Source organism: Stenotrophomonas sp. MH181796 (assembly GCF_009659995.1).
Lineage (GTDB): Bacteria > Pseudomonadota > Gammaproteobacteria > Xanthomonadales > Xanthomonadaceae > Stenotrophomonas > Stenotrophomonas riyadhensis.
Genome location: NZ_RAHU01000002.1, coordinates 384437 through 397496, shown reverse-complemented (window position 1 = coordinate 397496; position 13060 = coordinate 384437). Strand labels below are relative to the sequence as shown.

The window sequence follows — 13060 nt, the reverse complement described above, 5'->3', positions numbered from 1 at the left end:
TCATCCTTGCTTTCTGCAATCGCGCACATGCGCATGGCGTGTGTAACACGCGAACCAGACCGCCGGAAGTGCTTGGCCGCGATCAGTCCTCGATCTCGCCGCGGCGACTGGCAGCGCGTACCGCCTGTGCGGTGGTCGCTACTCCCAGGCGCTGGCGCGCGCGGCGCAGATGATTTTCCACTGTGCGTGCGGAAAGCCCAAGCGTGGCGGCGATCTCCGCCTGGCGACGTCCGGCAGCGACCCAGCGCAGTACCTCGCGCTCGCGCGTGCTGAGCGCGCTTCCGGAGAGTTGCGCAGGGAGCTCAGCCAGCCGCCGCGCGGCACGGAATGCTGCGCTTGCAGCAGATTCCAGTTGCAGGCGTGCGCCGGGAGACGCATCGATCGATGTGCCGGCAAAGCTGATCGCACCCTCCAGACCGGTGGTGCCGAACACCGGCACCTGCAGGCCGTGCAGTCCTTCGCCACGGGGCTGCTTCACCATCTGGTAGCGTTCGCCGCGCACGCCCTGGCGCTTGCTCCAGAAGAATGGCGCGTCGCTGTCCAGCACGTGGCGATTGACCGGGCAGGCATGCAGATAGCGGGCGAGGTCGGTATCACTGCCATCGCCGAGCCAGTCGCCCTCTATCCAGTACACGCGCTGCGCGTTGCGCTCCAGCCCGGTGCCGGTGGCGAACACCAGCACGCGGTCGTAGCCGAGGGGTGCCGCGATGCTGCGCAGTACCGCGCCCACTTCGCTCAGCGAGCGGGCGCGTTCCAGCTCCAACAATGCCTGCAGCAGATCGCTCATCCGGGTCAGCGCCCGGCCAGCGCGTCGAGCAGGGTACGTGCAGCCAGCTTGCCCAGCGCGTTGCCGGCCAGCGGGCTGTCGCCGGTCAGCAGCAGGCGGTCCTGAAGCACACTGCCGTCGATGCCGTCGTTGACGATCTGCACGCCCTGCTGCGCGAGCCGCTCACCAAAGAACCACTGCAGTTGTCCCGGCATGTAGCCGATCTCCGGTGTCTGCCGGTCCATCGCATCGGGGAAGGCGCAGATGCGGTAGCCGCGGAACAGTGAACCACCATCGGCCTCGTCCACGCCAGCAGCGAGCAGTGCGGCCGGGCCGTGGCAGAGGGTGATGATGTGGCGTTGCTGTGCCATCGCCCACTGCAGGGTGGCCTTCACCGTGCGGCTTTCCGGCAGGCCGATCAATGCGCCATGGCCACCGGGGATGAATACTGCCGCGTAGTGCGAATCGGCGCCGAGGCCGGCCACCACGTCGTCCATCTGCAGTGGCTGGCGGAAGCGCGCTTCATAGCGCTCATACAGTCCACCGATCTCCTTGTCCTCGCGCGGGAACGCCCACCACTCGAACTTGACGGCGTTGCCCGACAGCGTGGCTACATCGATGTCGAAGCCGGCTTTGTCGAGGTGGTACATCGGCAGCAGCGTTTCCACGGGATGATTGCCGGTGGAGAACAGGTGGCCATTGGCGGTCGGCAGGTAGCGCTCGTCGGCGGCGATCATCAGCACCTTCCACCGACCATCCCGGCGTGCGTCCGGATAATCGGCACCGGCAAGGTTGCTCTTGGCCGATGTGAACTGCGACAGCGAGTACGGAGACGGGAAGAAGGCGTCGCGCTCGGCCGGATCGGGGCTGGGTTGGCGGCTGGGCTCTTGCGTGTTCATGCGGATCTCCTGCGGCAATGTGTGGCCAGCATAGAAGGCCCGCTGCGCACGCGCGATGAGGGAATTCCCTCAAGCGCCACGGGCTTCCGTGGCGGCGGGCAGGCCTCAGGCGGCCCCCTGTGCCGACTTCACGCAGCGGTAGGCTTCATCCAGCGCGGACAGGAACGCCTGCTGCTGCGCCGCATTCAACGTCACCGAGCGTTCGAAGGCCGTCAGGCGTTCGCTCCAGTCCGGCAGGGCGTCGTCGCTGTACAGCGACTGGTGTGCGTCCCAGCAATCAGCGGCCTTCAGCAGCATCCACGGTGCATACAGCGGCAACCGGGTACCGTCGTTGAGGATCAGCGGGCGCGTGGTCTGCGAATGTGCCAGCACAGCATGCAGGGAAGGGTCATCCTGCACCTGGCTCTTCCAGACGTGATTGTGGAGGCGCTGCTTGGTGAAATGGAGGATGGCTTCATGGTCCTCACCCGGTCCCGCGGCCCGGAGGGCATCGGTGAGCTTCAGATGCCCGCGTTCGAACAGCCAGCGCACCAGCAGGGTCGAGGCCTGCTTGAACGTGTTGTGTTCGTTGTCCGGGTCGAAATCGTGATGGCCGATGAACTGGCGGTCCTCGACCAGATTGATCTGCAGCTCCTGCACGTGCCGGTGGCGCTGATCGAACCAGAGCTTCATCTGCACATCATCAGCGAGCACTTTCTCAAAGTAGGCCGTGTCACCGAAGTCCTGCATCTGGCCGTCGAACCCGTCCAGGCACTCCTGAAGCGATGCCTCCGGTCCGACGTATCCACTCCAGAATCCCGCGGGCAGGGCAGGAGCGTTCCGCGGCCGATGGGAATACAGGGTGACCGACTTCAGATGGCTCGCCCAGCTCCCGCGCTTGGCCTCCCGCGGTGGGTAGAAGCGATCATGGATGATGTCGAAGGCAAAGTGGTACTCCATGCCATGTGCCTTGTCCCTGGCCGACTTCTGGCCCTGGTTGGCGGTGATCGTGGCAGGTGGAGATGCCAGTCCGTGCTGCGCGAACCAGGCGGCCAGCGCCGGATCGGAACCGCGCAGGCCGATCAGGCCGATGATGTCCTTGATATGCATTCCGTTGCCTTGTTCTGTTGAAATGAGGGCAGCCCACACGCTGTGGTGGCGTCCTGGTAGCGCTAGTTCGCCGCGGCACCGTGCTCCTGCATGTCCTCGTGCAGGATCCGGCGCAGTTCGACGATGGCCGGCGTGGCTTCCTGCACGCTGTGCCCGGACACGATCACCTTCTCGGACTCCGCGCGCGGCAGGTGCGAACTCCAGTAGGGCACCAGCCCATCGTCGGTCTTCTCCAGCGGGCCGTCGGCCTTGGCGCGGGCGATGATCGAGTGGAAGTGGACCTTCGGCGACATCGGCAGGTCGGCCACGGCGCGGACGAAGGGATCGTCCTTGTCCAGGTTCTGGATGCTGTTCATCTGGTAGCCGTGCTTGCCATCGTTGCGATCGATCTGACCGTCGTTGGCGATGGTGGCTACGTCTTCCAGCACGGTCAGCGGCAACCGCACCAGGCGGCCGATCCAGCGGCCCAGGCGGGTGCCCGCCACATCGGTACCGCGGTGCGGCGTGGCGATGAACACCACCCGCGACACTTCCGGTTCGGGCAGGAAGGTCAGCACCGGTGCGCCCTTGGTACGCAGCAGTTCGCGCTGCGCCGGTGTCATCTGCGCCGTTGCCAGCAGGGTGTCCACCAGATGATCGCCGGAGGAGGAGATCATCAGCCGCGCGATCACGCCACCCATGCTGTGCCCGACCAGCACCATGTCATGCGAGGCCTGCGCCTTGCCGCTGGGATCGAAGTGCTTGAACACCTCGGCCAGCGTATGACGCATCGCATCGTGGCTCATCGCGATGGGCATGTTGGTCGGGTAGTAGAACTGCCAGATCTGGAAATCCTGGCGGATCTCGTCGTCACGCATCAGCTCGTTGGCGACGTTGACCCAGGCCTCCGGGCTGCTGGCCAGGCCATGGATCATCAGCAGCACGCGGCGATTCGGATCGTAGGGCTGCATCATGTACAGATGCGGCGTTTCGATGCCGCCCTTGCCGCCGAACAGTGAGCGCAGCGACTGGTGGCTGAAGTTCGAGCGGGCCAGCCACAGCGCGTAGCCAGCGGTGAAGTTCGCCGCCAGCGGCACTTCCTGTCCGTGCAGGGTGACTTCGGTGACCTGGTAGGGATCGTGGATCTCCAGTTCCGGCTCGTCGTCGTGCAGCACTTCCCACAGGTTCTTTCCGGAGAAGCGCAGCAGCACCGTCATCGACGGCGAGGGCATCTCGCTCCAGCTCTGCTTCGGCGCAGCGGTGGCCTGCGCAGCAGGCGTCGCTGCAGGCGAGGCCGTGACGCTGGCCGGGTCGTCCATCACCGCTACCAGCTCGGCACCGAATCCATCGCGGCGGTGCACGCTGCGCAGCGTGCCGGTGAACGACAGCGATGCGGCGGGGACCAGTTCGGTCGGCGTACGCGTGTCCAACGGTGACGCATCGGTGGACGGCGCCAGCACGAAGGTCCAGCGGCCCAGGGTCAGGTGGCTGGCATCGTTGCGGACACGCCCGGTGGCATAGGCGTTGTACAACTGCACCGAGGCTTCCTGCACGGCCAGGTTGTAGTAGTCGCGCACCTGGGTCTGGCGGTCTTCGAAGCCACGCTGGTTGGCGGTGCGCTCGGTGAAGAACAGGTAGGCGTAGGCCTGCCGCGCGACCTGCATCCACGCGTCCAGGCGCGGCTGGAAGTCCGCATCCAGTTCGGTGATCGCGCTCTTGGCACGGCCCGAGGTGGAGTACTCGCGCTTGGGCGCGGGCAAGGTCATCGCATACTGCAGCCACAGTTCGGCCAGGCTTGAGCGCTTGTCCTCCTCGCGCACCACGATGCTGCCTTCCATGGCCTCGATGCAGGGCAGGCCTGGCTTGGCGCAGACGCCTTCGTCGAGGCCGGCGACGCGCAGCGTCTCCATGGTGGCCGAACTGAGCTTGCCGGTGGTCAGGATGTCGCCGCGTTTCAGGGCGATGTACTGGCCGGGGGTGACCGAGGCCACCTGCACCGACGGCCCGAACTGGCGCAACGTCGCGCAGCCGCCCAGGGTGAGCAGCACGGTGATGATGAGGGTCGTGCGGCCGATGAAGCCCAAGCCCGTGGTTGCCATACGATCCTCCTGCGCGGTGGCGCCACTCTAGCGGTCGGCATGTCAAAGCGGAAGATACCGGGCGGTCGGTTTGGAGCGCGGAAATGCCGCCAACCGGGCGATTCAGGCATTCCCGTGTGACACTGGGGTGAACAGGATGAATGCGGGGCTGCGATGCGATGGCTTGGGACCCGTGTTCCTCCGCCTCTTGTGATGCTGTTGTGCGCCGCCATCGGCTATATGGGCAGCCGATGGCAGCCGGGCGCGGCGCTGCAGCTACCCGTGCTGGAGTTGCTTGCGGGTCTGGTGATGGCCTTCGGCGTGGTATTGAACCTGCTGCCGAAGCTGGCCTTCCGGCGCGTGGGCACCACGGTCAACCCCCTGCGGCCTGCGACGTCGAGCGTGCTGGTCACGCACGGCGTGTACCGCCACACGCGCAACCCGATGTACCTGGGCCAGGCCACTGTCCTGGCAGGTGCCATGCTGTACCTGCAGAACCTGACCGCACTGCTGGCCGTGCCGTTGTTCGTGCTGTACATCAACCGATGGCAGATCATGCCGGAAGAGCGGGCACTGTCGGCCCGCTTTCCCGAGGCATACGCAGCCTTCCGCCAGCGGATACGGCGCTGGCTCTAGCGCGGGTCAGGCCGTCACGGTGTGATCTGGCACTTCACGGCAGCGGAATAGCCTTCGTAATCATCACCGGCAATCACGTGCAGGGTGTGGTGCTTGTCGACGCGCTTCACGTAGGATGGTGCTTCGGTGTTGGCGGATTCGTTGACCGTGGTCACCGACCAGGTCTTGGCCAGGCGCTTGGGGTCGACACCGTTCAAGTAGACGAAGATGCTCTTCTCGCCCTCGGCGACATTCACGTCGGCATGGGTGACGGTACCGCCGAACAGGGCGACCGGCGTGGTTTCCGGCTCGAACGTGCCACCAGGCTTCCTGGCCAGGCCGGCTGCCTGCAGGGCATCGATGGCCTCGGCTTCGCTGAAGGTCGAGCCTGCCTTGCAGGCCAGCAGGGCTTCGAGTGTTGCGGTGCCGGGCGGCGCGATGGCGGGTGCAGCCGCGTGCGCAGCCGGGGTCGCGGCACAAGCAGCCAGGAGCAGGGCTGAGGTGATGATCACGATTCTCATCGCAGGTCCTTCTGTAGGTAGTGGACAGCAACACGGACGGAGGATGCCGCCTCATTGTGCGATGTTCCAGTCAGTACCGCGTGCAGCAATGGATCATGACCCATTCCGGCTGCCGTCGTCCGATTCAAGCAAGACGGCCCCGTCGCCGCGTTGTGACAACTGGTCGCCAGGGTTTCGCAACGGACAGTCCTTCAGTGACAGGCAACCACAGCCGATGCAGCCGTCAAGCTGGTCGCGCAGCTGGACCAGGCTGCGGATGCGCTCGTTCAGCATGTCGCGCCAGTTGCTGGACAGCCTTGCCCAGTCCTTCGAACTGGGCGCCCGTTCGGCTGGAAGATCATCCAGCGCGATCTTGATCGTGGCCAAGGGAACGCCTGCACGCTGTGCGACCTTGATCACGGCAATGCGCCGCAGCACGTCGCGGCGGTAGCGGCGCTGGTTGCCGTTGTTGCGCCAGCCATGGATCAGTCCCTTGGCTTCATAGAAGTGGACGGTGGCAATGCTGACCCCGCTGCGACGCGCGACTTCGCCCACGGAAAGCGGAACGCTGACATCGATCTTCATGGCCGGGGTTCCTTGACCTCATCAATACATGAGGTTTTATAAGGCAGTTCCCTTTTTCCTGCATGTGAACCCTGGGCTGCAGGTCATGAATCATAGGTTTGAACGAAAATGGAACAGCAAGGCATCGCCGTCCCCGGCACCCGCTGGGGCGATCTCCTGTCCGGCCGCAATGCAGTGCGCTCACTTGCCCTGGCGGGCGGGGTCGCACTGCATGCGGTCAACGTCTACATCGCCACCACCATGTTGCCAACCGTGGTGGAGGACATCGGTGGCCTGGATCTCTACGCATGGAACACCACGCTCTTCGTGGTCGCGTCCATCCTGGGGTCGGCATTGTCGATCAAGCTGCTTGAACGTGCCGGGCCTCGTGGAAGCTATGCACTGGCGACGCTCATCTTCGCAGCCGGTGCCGTGATCTGCGCGCTCGCGACCTCGATGCCGATGATGCTGGTGGGGCGGCTGGTGCAGGGTGTCGGCGGCGGCTTCCTGTTCGCACTGGCCTACGCCATGATCCGGCTCGCGTTCGAAGAACCGCTCTGGCCCCGCGCGATGGCCCTGGTTTCGGGGATGTGGGGCGTGGCGACGTTGATCGGGCCTGCGGTGGGCGGCGTCTTCGCCGAATGGGGCGTATGGCGGGCCGCATTCTGGTCGGTCACCGCGGTTGCCGTGTTGTTCGCGCTGCTGGCGTCGAACGTCCTTCCGCAGAGGGAGGCATCGTCTTCAGCTGCGGCCAGGTCCTCGGTCCCGTGGCTGCAGATCCTGCTGCTGACCCTGGCCGTCATCAGCGTCTCCCTTGGCAGTACATCCTCGAGCGCAGTCAACAATTTCGTTGGCATCGTGATGGCCGTGTTCCTCGCAGTGGTGCTGATGAGGATCGAGTCCCGAGCGAAGCAGACGCTGCTTCCTTCCGGCGCTCTCCGGCTCCGCTCGCGGCTGGCCGCGTTGTATGGGCTGATGTCGCTGCTGGTGGTGATGATCACCAGCGGCGAGGTCTTCGTGCCACTGTTCCTGCAGGTGCTGCATCAGCAATCACCGCTTGCTGCGGGCTACCTCGCGGCGCTGATGGCGGCCGGTTGGACGCTCGGGTCGTTGGTCGGCTCCGGCTTCAGCGGGCGCGCCGTTGACCGGGCGTTGATGATCGGCCCGGCGCTGGGGTGGGTGGGCATGATCGGGCTGGCGCTGCGGGTGCCGGCTGCGGGCAGCGGTACGTGGTTGCAGATGGTGCCGATCTGCGTGGCGCTGGCCGTCATCGGGATCGGCGTGGGTCTGGCCTGGCCTCACCTGCTGACACGTGTTCTGACCTCTGCACCGCCGGAGGAACAGGAGCGCGCCGGTGCGTCGATCACCACCATCCAGCTGTTCGCCACCGCGGCCGGGGCAGCGCTTGCCGGGATGGTCGCCAATGCAGCGGGACTGATCGAGCCGGGCGGGGCCGAGGGAACCGCGCGTGCGGCCCGGTGGCTGTTTGCCACCTTCGCGTTGGCGCCGATGCTGGGCATGCTGCTGGTGAAGCGATGCCGCTTTCCGGCAGACGTGAACTGAGGAACGGAGGAGGGCGCAGCGACCTTGCCGGGCCGCTGCGCCATGCCATCAGTTGCTGGCTGCCTTCACGGCTTCGGCCGCGTCAATGATGCCTGGCCCGCAGCCACCCGGGCAGTTCGCTGCGGCGATCGGGTGCGCAGTGCGACGCAGGATGTCCTTGACCTGGTCGGTGGTCTTGGGCACCGGCGCCACCGCTTGCATCAGCGCGACGATGCCAGCGACGTGAGGCGCCGCCTTCGAAGTGCCGGACATGAAGTCGAAGGCGTTGTTACCCACCGTGGACAGGATGCCCTGCGCCGGATGCTGACGGGTCGGGGCGCAGTTGGCCTGGCTAGGCGGCGTGGCCAGCGGCAGGAACTCGCCGACGGACGCGCGGCAGGACCAGGTTTCACCACCGGGTGCGGTGATATGGATGCCTGCGCCATAGTTGGAGTAGAACGCGCGTCGCCCGCCCTGATCGTTGGCAGCCACCGCGATCACGCCCTTGCAGTTCGCCGGAGCAAACTCGGACACATCCAGATTGCTGTTGCCGGCGGCGACCACCACGATCGTGCCCTGCGCGGTGATGTCGTCGATTGCATCCTGCTCGGCCGGCGAGCAGGCGCGGCGGCCGCCCAGGCTGAGATTGATGACTTCGGCCGGGTTCGCATTGGCCGGGACGTTGGGCACGTTGATACCGGCACTCCAGAGCATGCCATCGATGATGTCGGCGGAACCGCCATTGCCCTGGTTGCCGAGTACGCGTACCGGCACGACCTTCGCGTTGTAGGCCACGCCGGCCACGCCGATCTGGTTGTTGGTCACCGCAGCGACCGTTCCGGCGACGTGGGTGCCGTGTGCGATGCCCGAGGCATCGAAGGCATCGGCGTCGCGTCCATCGCCATCGTCGGATCCGCCACAGCCGGGATTCATTCCGCCGATGATGCACTGCCAATCACTGAACGGACGGGTCGACGAGATCATGTCGTAGCCCGGCAGCAGGTTGGCCTGCAGGTCGTTGTTGTTGAGGTAGCCCGAATCGACCACAGCCACCACCACGCCCTGGCCAGTGGAGCGATCCCACGCGCCGGGCAGGCGCGCGCCACTGGTCGGATTGCTGTAGTGCCACTGCTCGCCGTAGCGTGGGTCGTTCGGTGTGGCGAATGCGCTCATCATGTAGTTCGGCTGCACATACTCGACATCCGGATCGTCGGCGATGCGCTGCATCAGGATCTGCGCTTCCGGGAGGTCCAGTGGCTTGTCCGTAGTAACGACGTCGGCCCCGCCGCCCATGCGGCGTTGATGGGTTACGGACGCGGCTGCTGGCGGTGCGCTTCCGATCGAACGCTTGCTGCGCTGCTGGACGCCGAGGCGTTTCTTCAGCGCATCCTGCGCGGTGGTGGCGGAGACGCGCTTGCTGCTGCCGTCCCGGTACTTGACGATGAAACTGCTGTACTGCTCGTTGCTGGCCATGCCTCGCGTCCATACCCGTTCGGTGGGTTGGGCGAAGGCGGGGGCGCTGGCCAGGACCAGGGTGATGGCGCTGGCAAGGGAAACCCGAAGCGACGTACGCATGGATACAGTTCCTTTGTGGAAGATGTGTCGAACAGGCCGTGCCCTTCGGGCTCGGCTTGGATGTGAAGGGTGCAGGTGTCCCGTGGTCTCCTTTTGATGGCGACCAAGGACGAACGGCTTCGCGGACACATCCCCCCCAAGGAGAGGGTAGGAAATTTCTGAAGTGGTTTAGTGATGTCGAAAGCGAGAGAAGATGACCGATGCCGACATGTCCTGTCGGACTTCGATCTATGTGGCGCCTTTTCAGGGAGTTTCACAGCGAAGCTGGTCGGGAAATGAAAAAGCCCGGAAACCCACGCTGGTGGAATTTCAGGGCTTCTTCGGTTCGTGACGAACCGTTTACTGCTGCCGGTCCAATCGAGCCATCGCGTACTAGCCCTTCAGCCTTCCGGACACAGAATAGAGCGGTTCCAGCAGCCATTCATAAAGCTTGCGACGCTCCCCCATGATATCTGCCTCGATTTGCATGCCAGGGCGAAGCGGCTCCATCCTCCCGTATGCCAGCACTCCCTGCTGATCCAACGAGACCAGGACTCGATATAGAGACTGCTTCGTGTCGCCGTCCTTCTGGTTCCCCGTCAAGGCGCTGCGAGAGTGTTGCCATGATGCGAGGCGACCATGGCCAGGCAGGCGAGCCCGCATTCAGCTGCCTCGGATTGAATCACGACTTCAATGGGCTAGACCCTCAATAATGTGATCTTGGGATGGAAAGAGAAGGCAGCGGAGACGCAAAGCGATGGTGCTGTCAGAATCGCCAAGCGGGCAGAAGCAGGGGAGGCAATTGATGGTTCCCGTTCCCCATGCTTTAGCGATAAATTATTCTAAAAAAGCGCCAACCCCGCTCCTGTGGTTACGATGACGAACCAAAGGTTGACTGAATAAATTCACGGAGTGTCGGATACAGAAGAACCCAATGCAGCATAGATAAATTGATGATGCCGTGAATTATTGATCGCTGCGCTGAGTTGAGATTGAAGAATTGCGTTCCGATGCAGAGGGTTACCGAGACGAGGAAGGCCGAAATCATTCCATCGACATGAACCGCTGCAAATAGCGCGCTTACGCCGATGGTGGCTGCCAGTTTCCCAAAGTAATGGGAGGCTCCATCCCAAAGGAGATGCCTCACAGTCTTCTCCTCAAATAGTGGAGCTACGATGCAGCTTGTCACTAGACCGAGGATATAGAACTTCAAGGGCACGTCCGATAGGAGGGGGAAGTTGGTTTCGTGCCTCTGGGGGAATCCAATGAAAAAAACCCAAATTGCCCCTCCCAATAGCCCGATAGTCACCAAGCTCAATCCAAGGGGGAATGTCCACTTTCTCCCCGGCTCATTGGGGAAAAGCCAAACGCAGACAAGGAAGGCTAGAAGTTCGGTCATGGCTTTCGATCCGAAAACGTCGAAATGGTTTAGAATTCCTTGCGCCGCACCGACGCTGACTATTGCGATCGCCGCCGCGAATATTTTGTTTTCTGCGATGGGGCGAGGCTTCCAGAGCGCTATCTTGTTGATCACAAATGTTGTTCCCATGTTCCAGGCCCCGACTCAGGTCGGGGCTTTGGTTACTGCATCACTTCATCATGATGTGCTTCCAGATCATCCCTGCAGCGCCGATTCCACTGAATGGTGCGATTCGGCCATAGCGGTACGCCATTTCTCCGATTTTCTCGGAGTTTCCGCGCACGTGAGTGCCGTTGCTCCGACCAATCTGGAATTGAATGCTACCCGAACCACCCGAAATCTCTGCAACTTCAGTTCTATTTAGATCACGGATATGGAATCCTTGTTTCCCCGTTGTTGGGGTGGTCATCCTTGCGAGCCCCCTCTGGACCTGTCAACCGTGTTGTGAGATTTCGTTTCTCGCAGCGCCGCCGCCGAGACGTGAACTTCGCCAAAAAAATGATCTGAAATCTCCGCAGCGATGGCTTCAGAATATGGGGCGAGTTCCAGTTCTACGATGCTCGATGGAATTCGAGATGCAGCGACTTTAGTGCTGAATCCTCGTTGGGGCGGCAGGGTGGATGTGGTCGAAGGCGACACCAAATTGTTCTGCAGCCCAATTAGTAGGCGCGCCTTGGGTCAGAATTGATATCGGAGATCATGAGTTTCAGCGACATTGTCCGGCCAGTCTGGGCCAAAGACGTCACTTTCGAGCTGAACTATGCCGTGGTGTACAACGACGGGGTCGGGTACTGGATCTCCCCGGCTAACGAAGTGCAGACCTCCCGCCGGGCGTGAAGTGGGAGGGTGCGTGAGAGCGACCGATGCTGGTGCAATGGTCGTAGGGATTGACCAGCTGGAGGCGGGCAACCGATTCAGAAATTGGTCCGGCTACAGGCCAATCGACGGCAGCTTCTCCTTGCCCGCGATGCGGTACTTCCAGCGCCCGCTGCGTGCATCGGTCGGGGTGAGGTAGAGGTACAGGTACAGGCCGCCGCCGTCGGTGATCTTCTGCGGCTTGGCGCGCCTGATGGCTGCGTCGGTCAGAGGCATTGGGGGTATCGCTTCAGTGGGTGCGGTCGGATACCCCCTGATATACCCCCACCGTCTCATGGATTGAAACGGATTGCCCCGGTCTGCTGCGGACAATAAAAAAGCCCGGAAACCCTTGTGATGCGGGGTTTCCGGGCTTCTCCGGTCCTTGACGAACCGTTCGTTGGTGGAGGTGGGCGGAGCCATTTGCGCCCATTTGCAACCTATTGAAAGCAAAAGATATTTAGCTTCCAAAAGGTGCAAATTTTGATGCCTCTGATGATACCCGGCATGGGGCCGAGGTGCAAAGCGCAACTGCTTAGGAGCAGTTGTGCGCATTGCATCGGTGATGGTGGTGTTGACCATTTGGCTTGGAGCGTGTGGTGAGGCCGTGGCGCAGGCCGGTTCAGTTCCGCCCGCCGGAACCAAACAGGGTTGGGAGCGCCAGCATCTGGGCGACCATGTCAGCGAACCCGGCGAGGCTTTACCGGACTTCCTCCGGCGCACCGGGCGAGTGCTTCATGACTACACCCGCCAGAGCGGGAACGAGGCCTGTGGCGCGATTGCCAGCGACGGCCAGCGTTTTTCCCTGCGCCTCTACACAGATGGTGTGCCACACGGCTGTGCCATACGGACCAGCGAGGTGATGGAAAGTTCTGCTTTCACCGGCGAAACCATCCACAGCCATCCTTGGCAGAAGTTGCTGACGATGACACCGGCCGCCAGGGCGTGGAGCCATTTCTACAAGGACGGCAATGCCGGGGCCCCGACCCTGCGCAACGACGGAGCAGTAGGGTTTAGCAGAGCCGACCGCGCTAACGGAGACGGTTGGCTGATTGCTGGCGGGCAGTTGCTGCATCTGGTCAACGGAAAGACCGAGCGCCTTGGCCCGGTCTTCCTCTCCACGGAGTGATGCAGGTCCGTGGCTTGACAACGCCTTGAGCTGCCTTAGATTTGGAACGTCGGCAGTTCACTGCCCTATG

14 protein-coding genes and 1 pseudogene are annotated in these 13060 nt (G+C 63.2%); 5 read left to right on the top strand and 10 right to left on the bottom strand.

Annotated elements, in window-relative coordinates:
- Positions 1–82: 82 nt before the first annotated feature.
- The 4 genes from D5301_RS05730 to D5301_RS05715 form a co-directional block, all read right to left on the bottom strand.
- The gene (locus tag D5301_RS05730) at positions 83–787 is read right to left on the bottom strand and encodes a PA1136 family autoinducer-binding transcriptional regulator (protein WP_153855115.1); all 705 of its coding nucleotides are present in this window, start codon (positions 785–787) and stop codon (positions 83–85) included.
- Between the two features lie 5 nt (positions 788–792).
- Positions 793–1665: a glyoxalase III HchA gene (gene hchA / locus D5301_RS05725; protein ID WP_153855114.1), complete on the bottom strand. Its 873-nt coding sequence runs from the start codon at positions 1663–1665 to the stop codon at positions 793–795.
- 105 nt (positions 1666–1770) lie between these two features.
- Positions 1771–2754 (bottom strand): hypothetical protein, encoded by a 984-nt coding sequence (locus tag D5301_RS05720; RefSeq protein ID WP_110711954.1) that lies wholly within the window; start codon positions 2752–2754, stop codon positions 1771–1773.
- Between the two features lie 62 nt (positions 2755–2816).
- Positions 2817–4832 carry an alpha/beta fold hydrolase gene (locus D5301_RS05715; RefSeq protein WP_153855113.1) on the bottom strand — a complete coding sequence of 672 codons (2016 nt, stop codon included), beginning with the start codon at positions 4830–4832 and terminating at the stop codon, positions 2817–2819.
- Positions 4833–4985: 153 nt separating this feature from the next.
- Here D5301_RS05715 and D5301_RS05710 point away from each other — a divergent pair, with 153 nt between their 5' ends.
- Positions 4986–5447, top strand: a complete 462-nt coding sequence (locus D5301_RS05710) for an isoprenylcysteine carboxylmethyltransferase family protein (protein WP_153855112.1) — start codon at positions 4986–4988, stop codon at positions 5445–5447.
- Between the two features lie 14 nt (positions 5448–5461).
- On the opposite strand, the gene D5301_RS05705 is transcribed toward D5301_RS05710, so the two are convergent.
- Together D5301_RS05705 and soxR are read right to left on the bottom strand one after the other, a co-directional pair.
- Positions 5462–5947: a hypothetical protein gene (locus D5301_RS05705; RefSeq protein WP_153855111.1), complete on the bottom strand. Its 486-nt coding sequence runs from the start codon at positions 5945–5947 to the stop codon at positions 5462–5464.
- A 93-nt stretch (positions 5948–6040) separates the two neighbouring features.
- Entirely contained in the window at positions 6041–6511 is a 471-nt protein-coding gene (gene soxR, locus D5301_RS05700) for a redox-sensitive transcriptional activator SoxR (protein ID WP_032128280.1), read from the bottom strand.
- A 108-nt stretch (positions 6512–6619) separates the two neighbouring features.
- Between soxR and D5301_RS05695 the strand changes: the two genes are divergently transcribed.
- Positions 6620–8053 (top strand): MFS transporter, encoded by a 1434-nt coding sequence (locus tag D5301_RS05695; protein WP_153855110.1) that lies wholly within the window; start codon positions 6620–6622, stop codon positions 8051–8053.
- A 48-nt stretch (positions 8054–8101) separates the two neighbouring features.
- Here D5301_RS05695 and D5301_RS05690 read toward each other — a convergent pair whose 3' ends face one another.
- From D5301_RS05690 to D5301_RS05680, 3 genes and pseudogenes are all read right to left on the bottom strand, one after another.
- Complete coding sequence (locus D5301_RS05690) at positions 8102–9607, bottom strand: S8 family serine peptidase (protein ID WP_228756331.1); 1506 nt, start codon at positions 9605–9607, stop codon at positions 8102–8104.
- Between the two features lie 372 nt (positions 9608–9979).
- Positions 9980–10201: pseudogene (locus tag D5301_RS24180) on the bottom strand (hemolysin D); the annotation flags it as partial.
- Positions 10202–10457: 256 nt separating this feature from the next.
- Positions 10458–10985, bottom strand: a complete 528-nt coding sequence (locus D5301_RS05680; protein WP_228756330.1) for a CPBP family glutamic-type intramembrane protease — start codon at positions 10983–10985, stop codon at positions 10458–10460.
- On the opposite strand from D5301_RS05680, the gene D5301_RS24175 reads away from it, so the two are divergent.
- Together D5301_RS24175 and D5301_RS05675 are read left to right on the top strand one after the other, a co-directional pair.
- Positions 10984–11370: a hypothetical protein gene (locus D5301_RS24175; protein WP_228756329.1), complete on the top strand. Its 387-nt coding sequence runs from the start codon at positions 10984–10986 to the stop codon at positions 11368–11370. The genes D5301_RS05680 and D5301_RS24175 overlap by 2 nt on opposite strands.
- Positions 11371–11705: 335 nt before the next feature.
- The gene (locus D5301_RS05675; protein WP_153855108.1) at positions 11706–11843 is read left to right on the top strand and encodes a hypothetical protein; all 138 of its coding nucleotides are present in this window, start codon (positions 11706–11708) and stop codon (positions 11841–11843) included.
- Positions 11844–11936: 93 nt separating this feature from the next.
- On the opposite strand, the gene D5301_RS05670 is transcribed toward D5301_RS05675, so the two are convergent.
- Positions 11937–12098: an integrase arm-type DNA-binding domain-containing protein gene (locus D5301_RS05670; RefSeq protein ID WP_219635146.1), complete on the bottom strand. Its 162-nt coding sequence runs from the start codon at positions 12096–12098 to the stop codon at positions 11937–11939.
- Positions 12099–12408: 310 nt separating this feature from the next.
- Between D5301_RS05670 and D5301_RS05665 the strand changes: the two genes are divergently transcribed.
- Entirely contained in the window at positions 12409–12990 is a 582-nt protein-coding gene (locus D5301_RS05665) for a hypothetical protein (protein ID WP_324187273.1), read from the top strand.
- Positions 12991–13060: the final 70 nt, after the last annotated feature.

Coding starts and splice junctions, on each gene's coding strand:
- D5301_RS05675 (WP_153855108.1), top strand. CDS start 11,706: ATGAGTTTCAGCGACATTGTCCGGCCAGTCTGGGCCAAAGACGTCACT.
- D5301_RS05715 (WP_153855113.1), bottom strand. CDS start 4,832: ATGGCAACCACGGGCTTGGGCTTCATCGGCCGCACGACCCTCATCATC.
- D5301_RS05670 (WP_219635146.1), bottom strand. CDS start 12,098: ATGCCTCTGACCGACGCAGCCATCAGGCGCGCCAAGCCGCAGAAGATC.
- D5301_RS05690 (WP_228756331.1), bottom strand. CDS start 9,607: ATGCGTACGTCGCTTCGGGTTTCCCTTGCCAGCGCCATCACCCTGGTC.
- D5301_RS05705 (WP_153855111.1), bottom strand. CDS start 5,947: ATGAGAATCGTGATCATCACCTCAGCCCTGCTCCTGGCTGCTTGTGCC.
- D5301_RS05710 (WP_153855112.1), top strand. CDS start 4,986: ATGCGATGGCTTGGGACCCGTGTTCCTCCGCCTCTTGTGATGCTGTTG.
- D5301_RS05730 (WP_153855115.1), bottom strand. CDS start 787: ATGAGCGATCTGCTGCAGGCATTGTTGGAGCTGGAACGCGCCCGCTCG.
- soxR (WP_032128280.1), bottom strand. CDS start 6,511: ATGAAGATCGATGTCAGCGTTCCGCTTTCCGTGGGCGAAGTCGCGCGT.
- D5301_RS24175 (WP_228756329.1), top strand. CDS start 10,984: ATGGCTTTCGATCCGAAAACGTCGAAATGGTTTAGAATTCCTTGCGCC.
- D5301_RS05680 (WP_228756330.1), bottom strand. CDS start 10,985: ATGACCGAACTTCTAGCCTTCCTTGTCTGCGTTTGGCTTTTCCCCAAT.
- D5301_RS05695 (WP_153855110.1), top strand. CDS start 6,620: ATGGAACAGCAAGGCATCGCCGTCCCCGGCACCCGCTGGGGCGATCTC.
- D5301_RS05720 (WP_110711954.1), bottom strand. CDS start 2,754: ATGCATATCAAGGACATCATCGGCCTGATCGGCCTGCGCGGTTCCGAT.
- hchA (WP_153855114.1), bottom strand. CDS start 1,665: ATGAACACGCAAGAGCCCAGCCGCCAACCCAGCCCCGATCCGGCCGAG.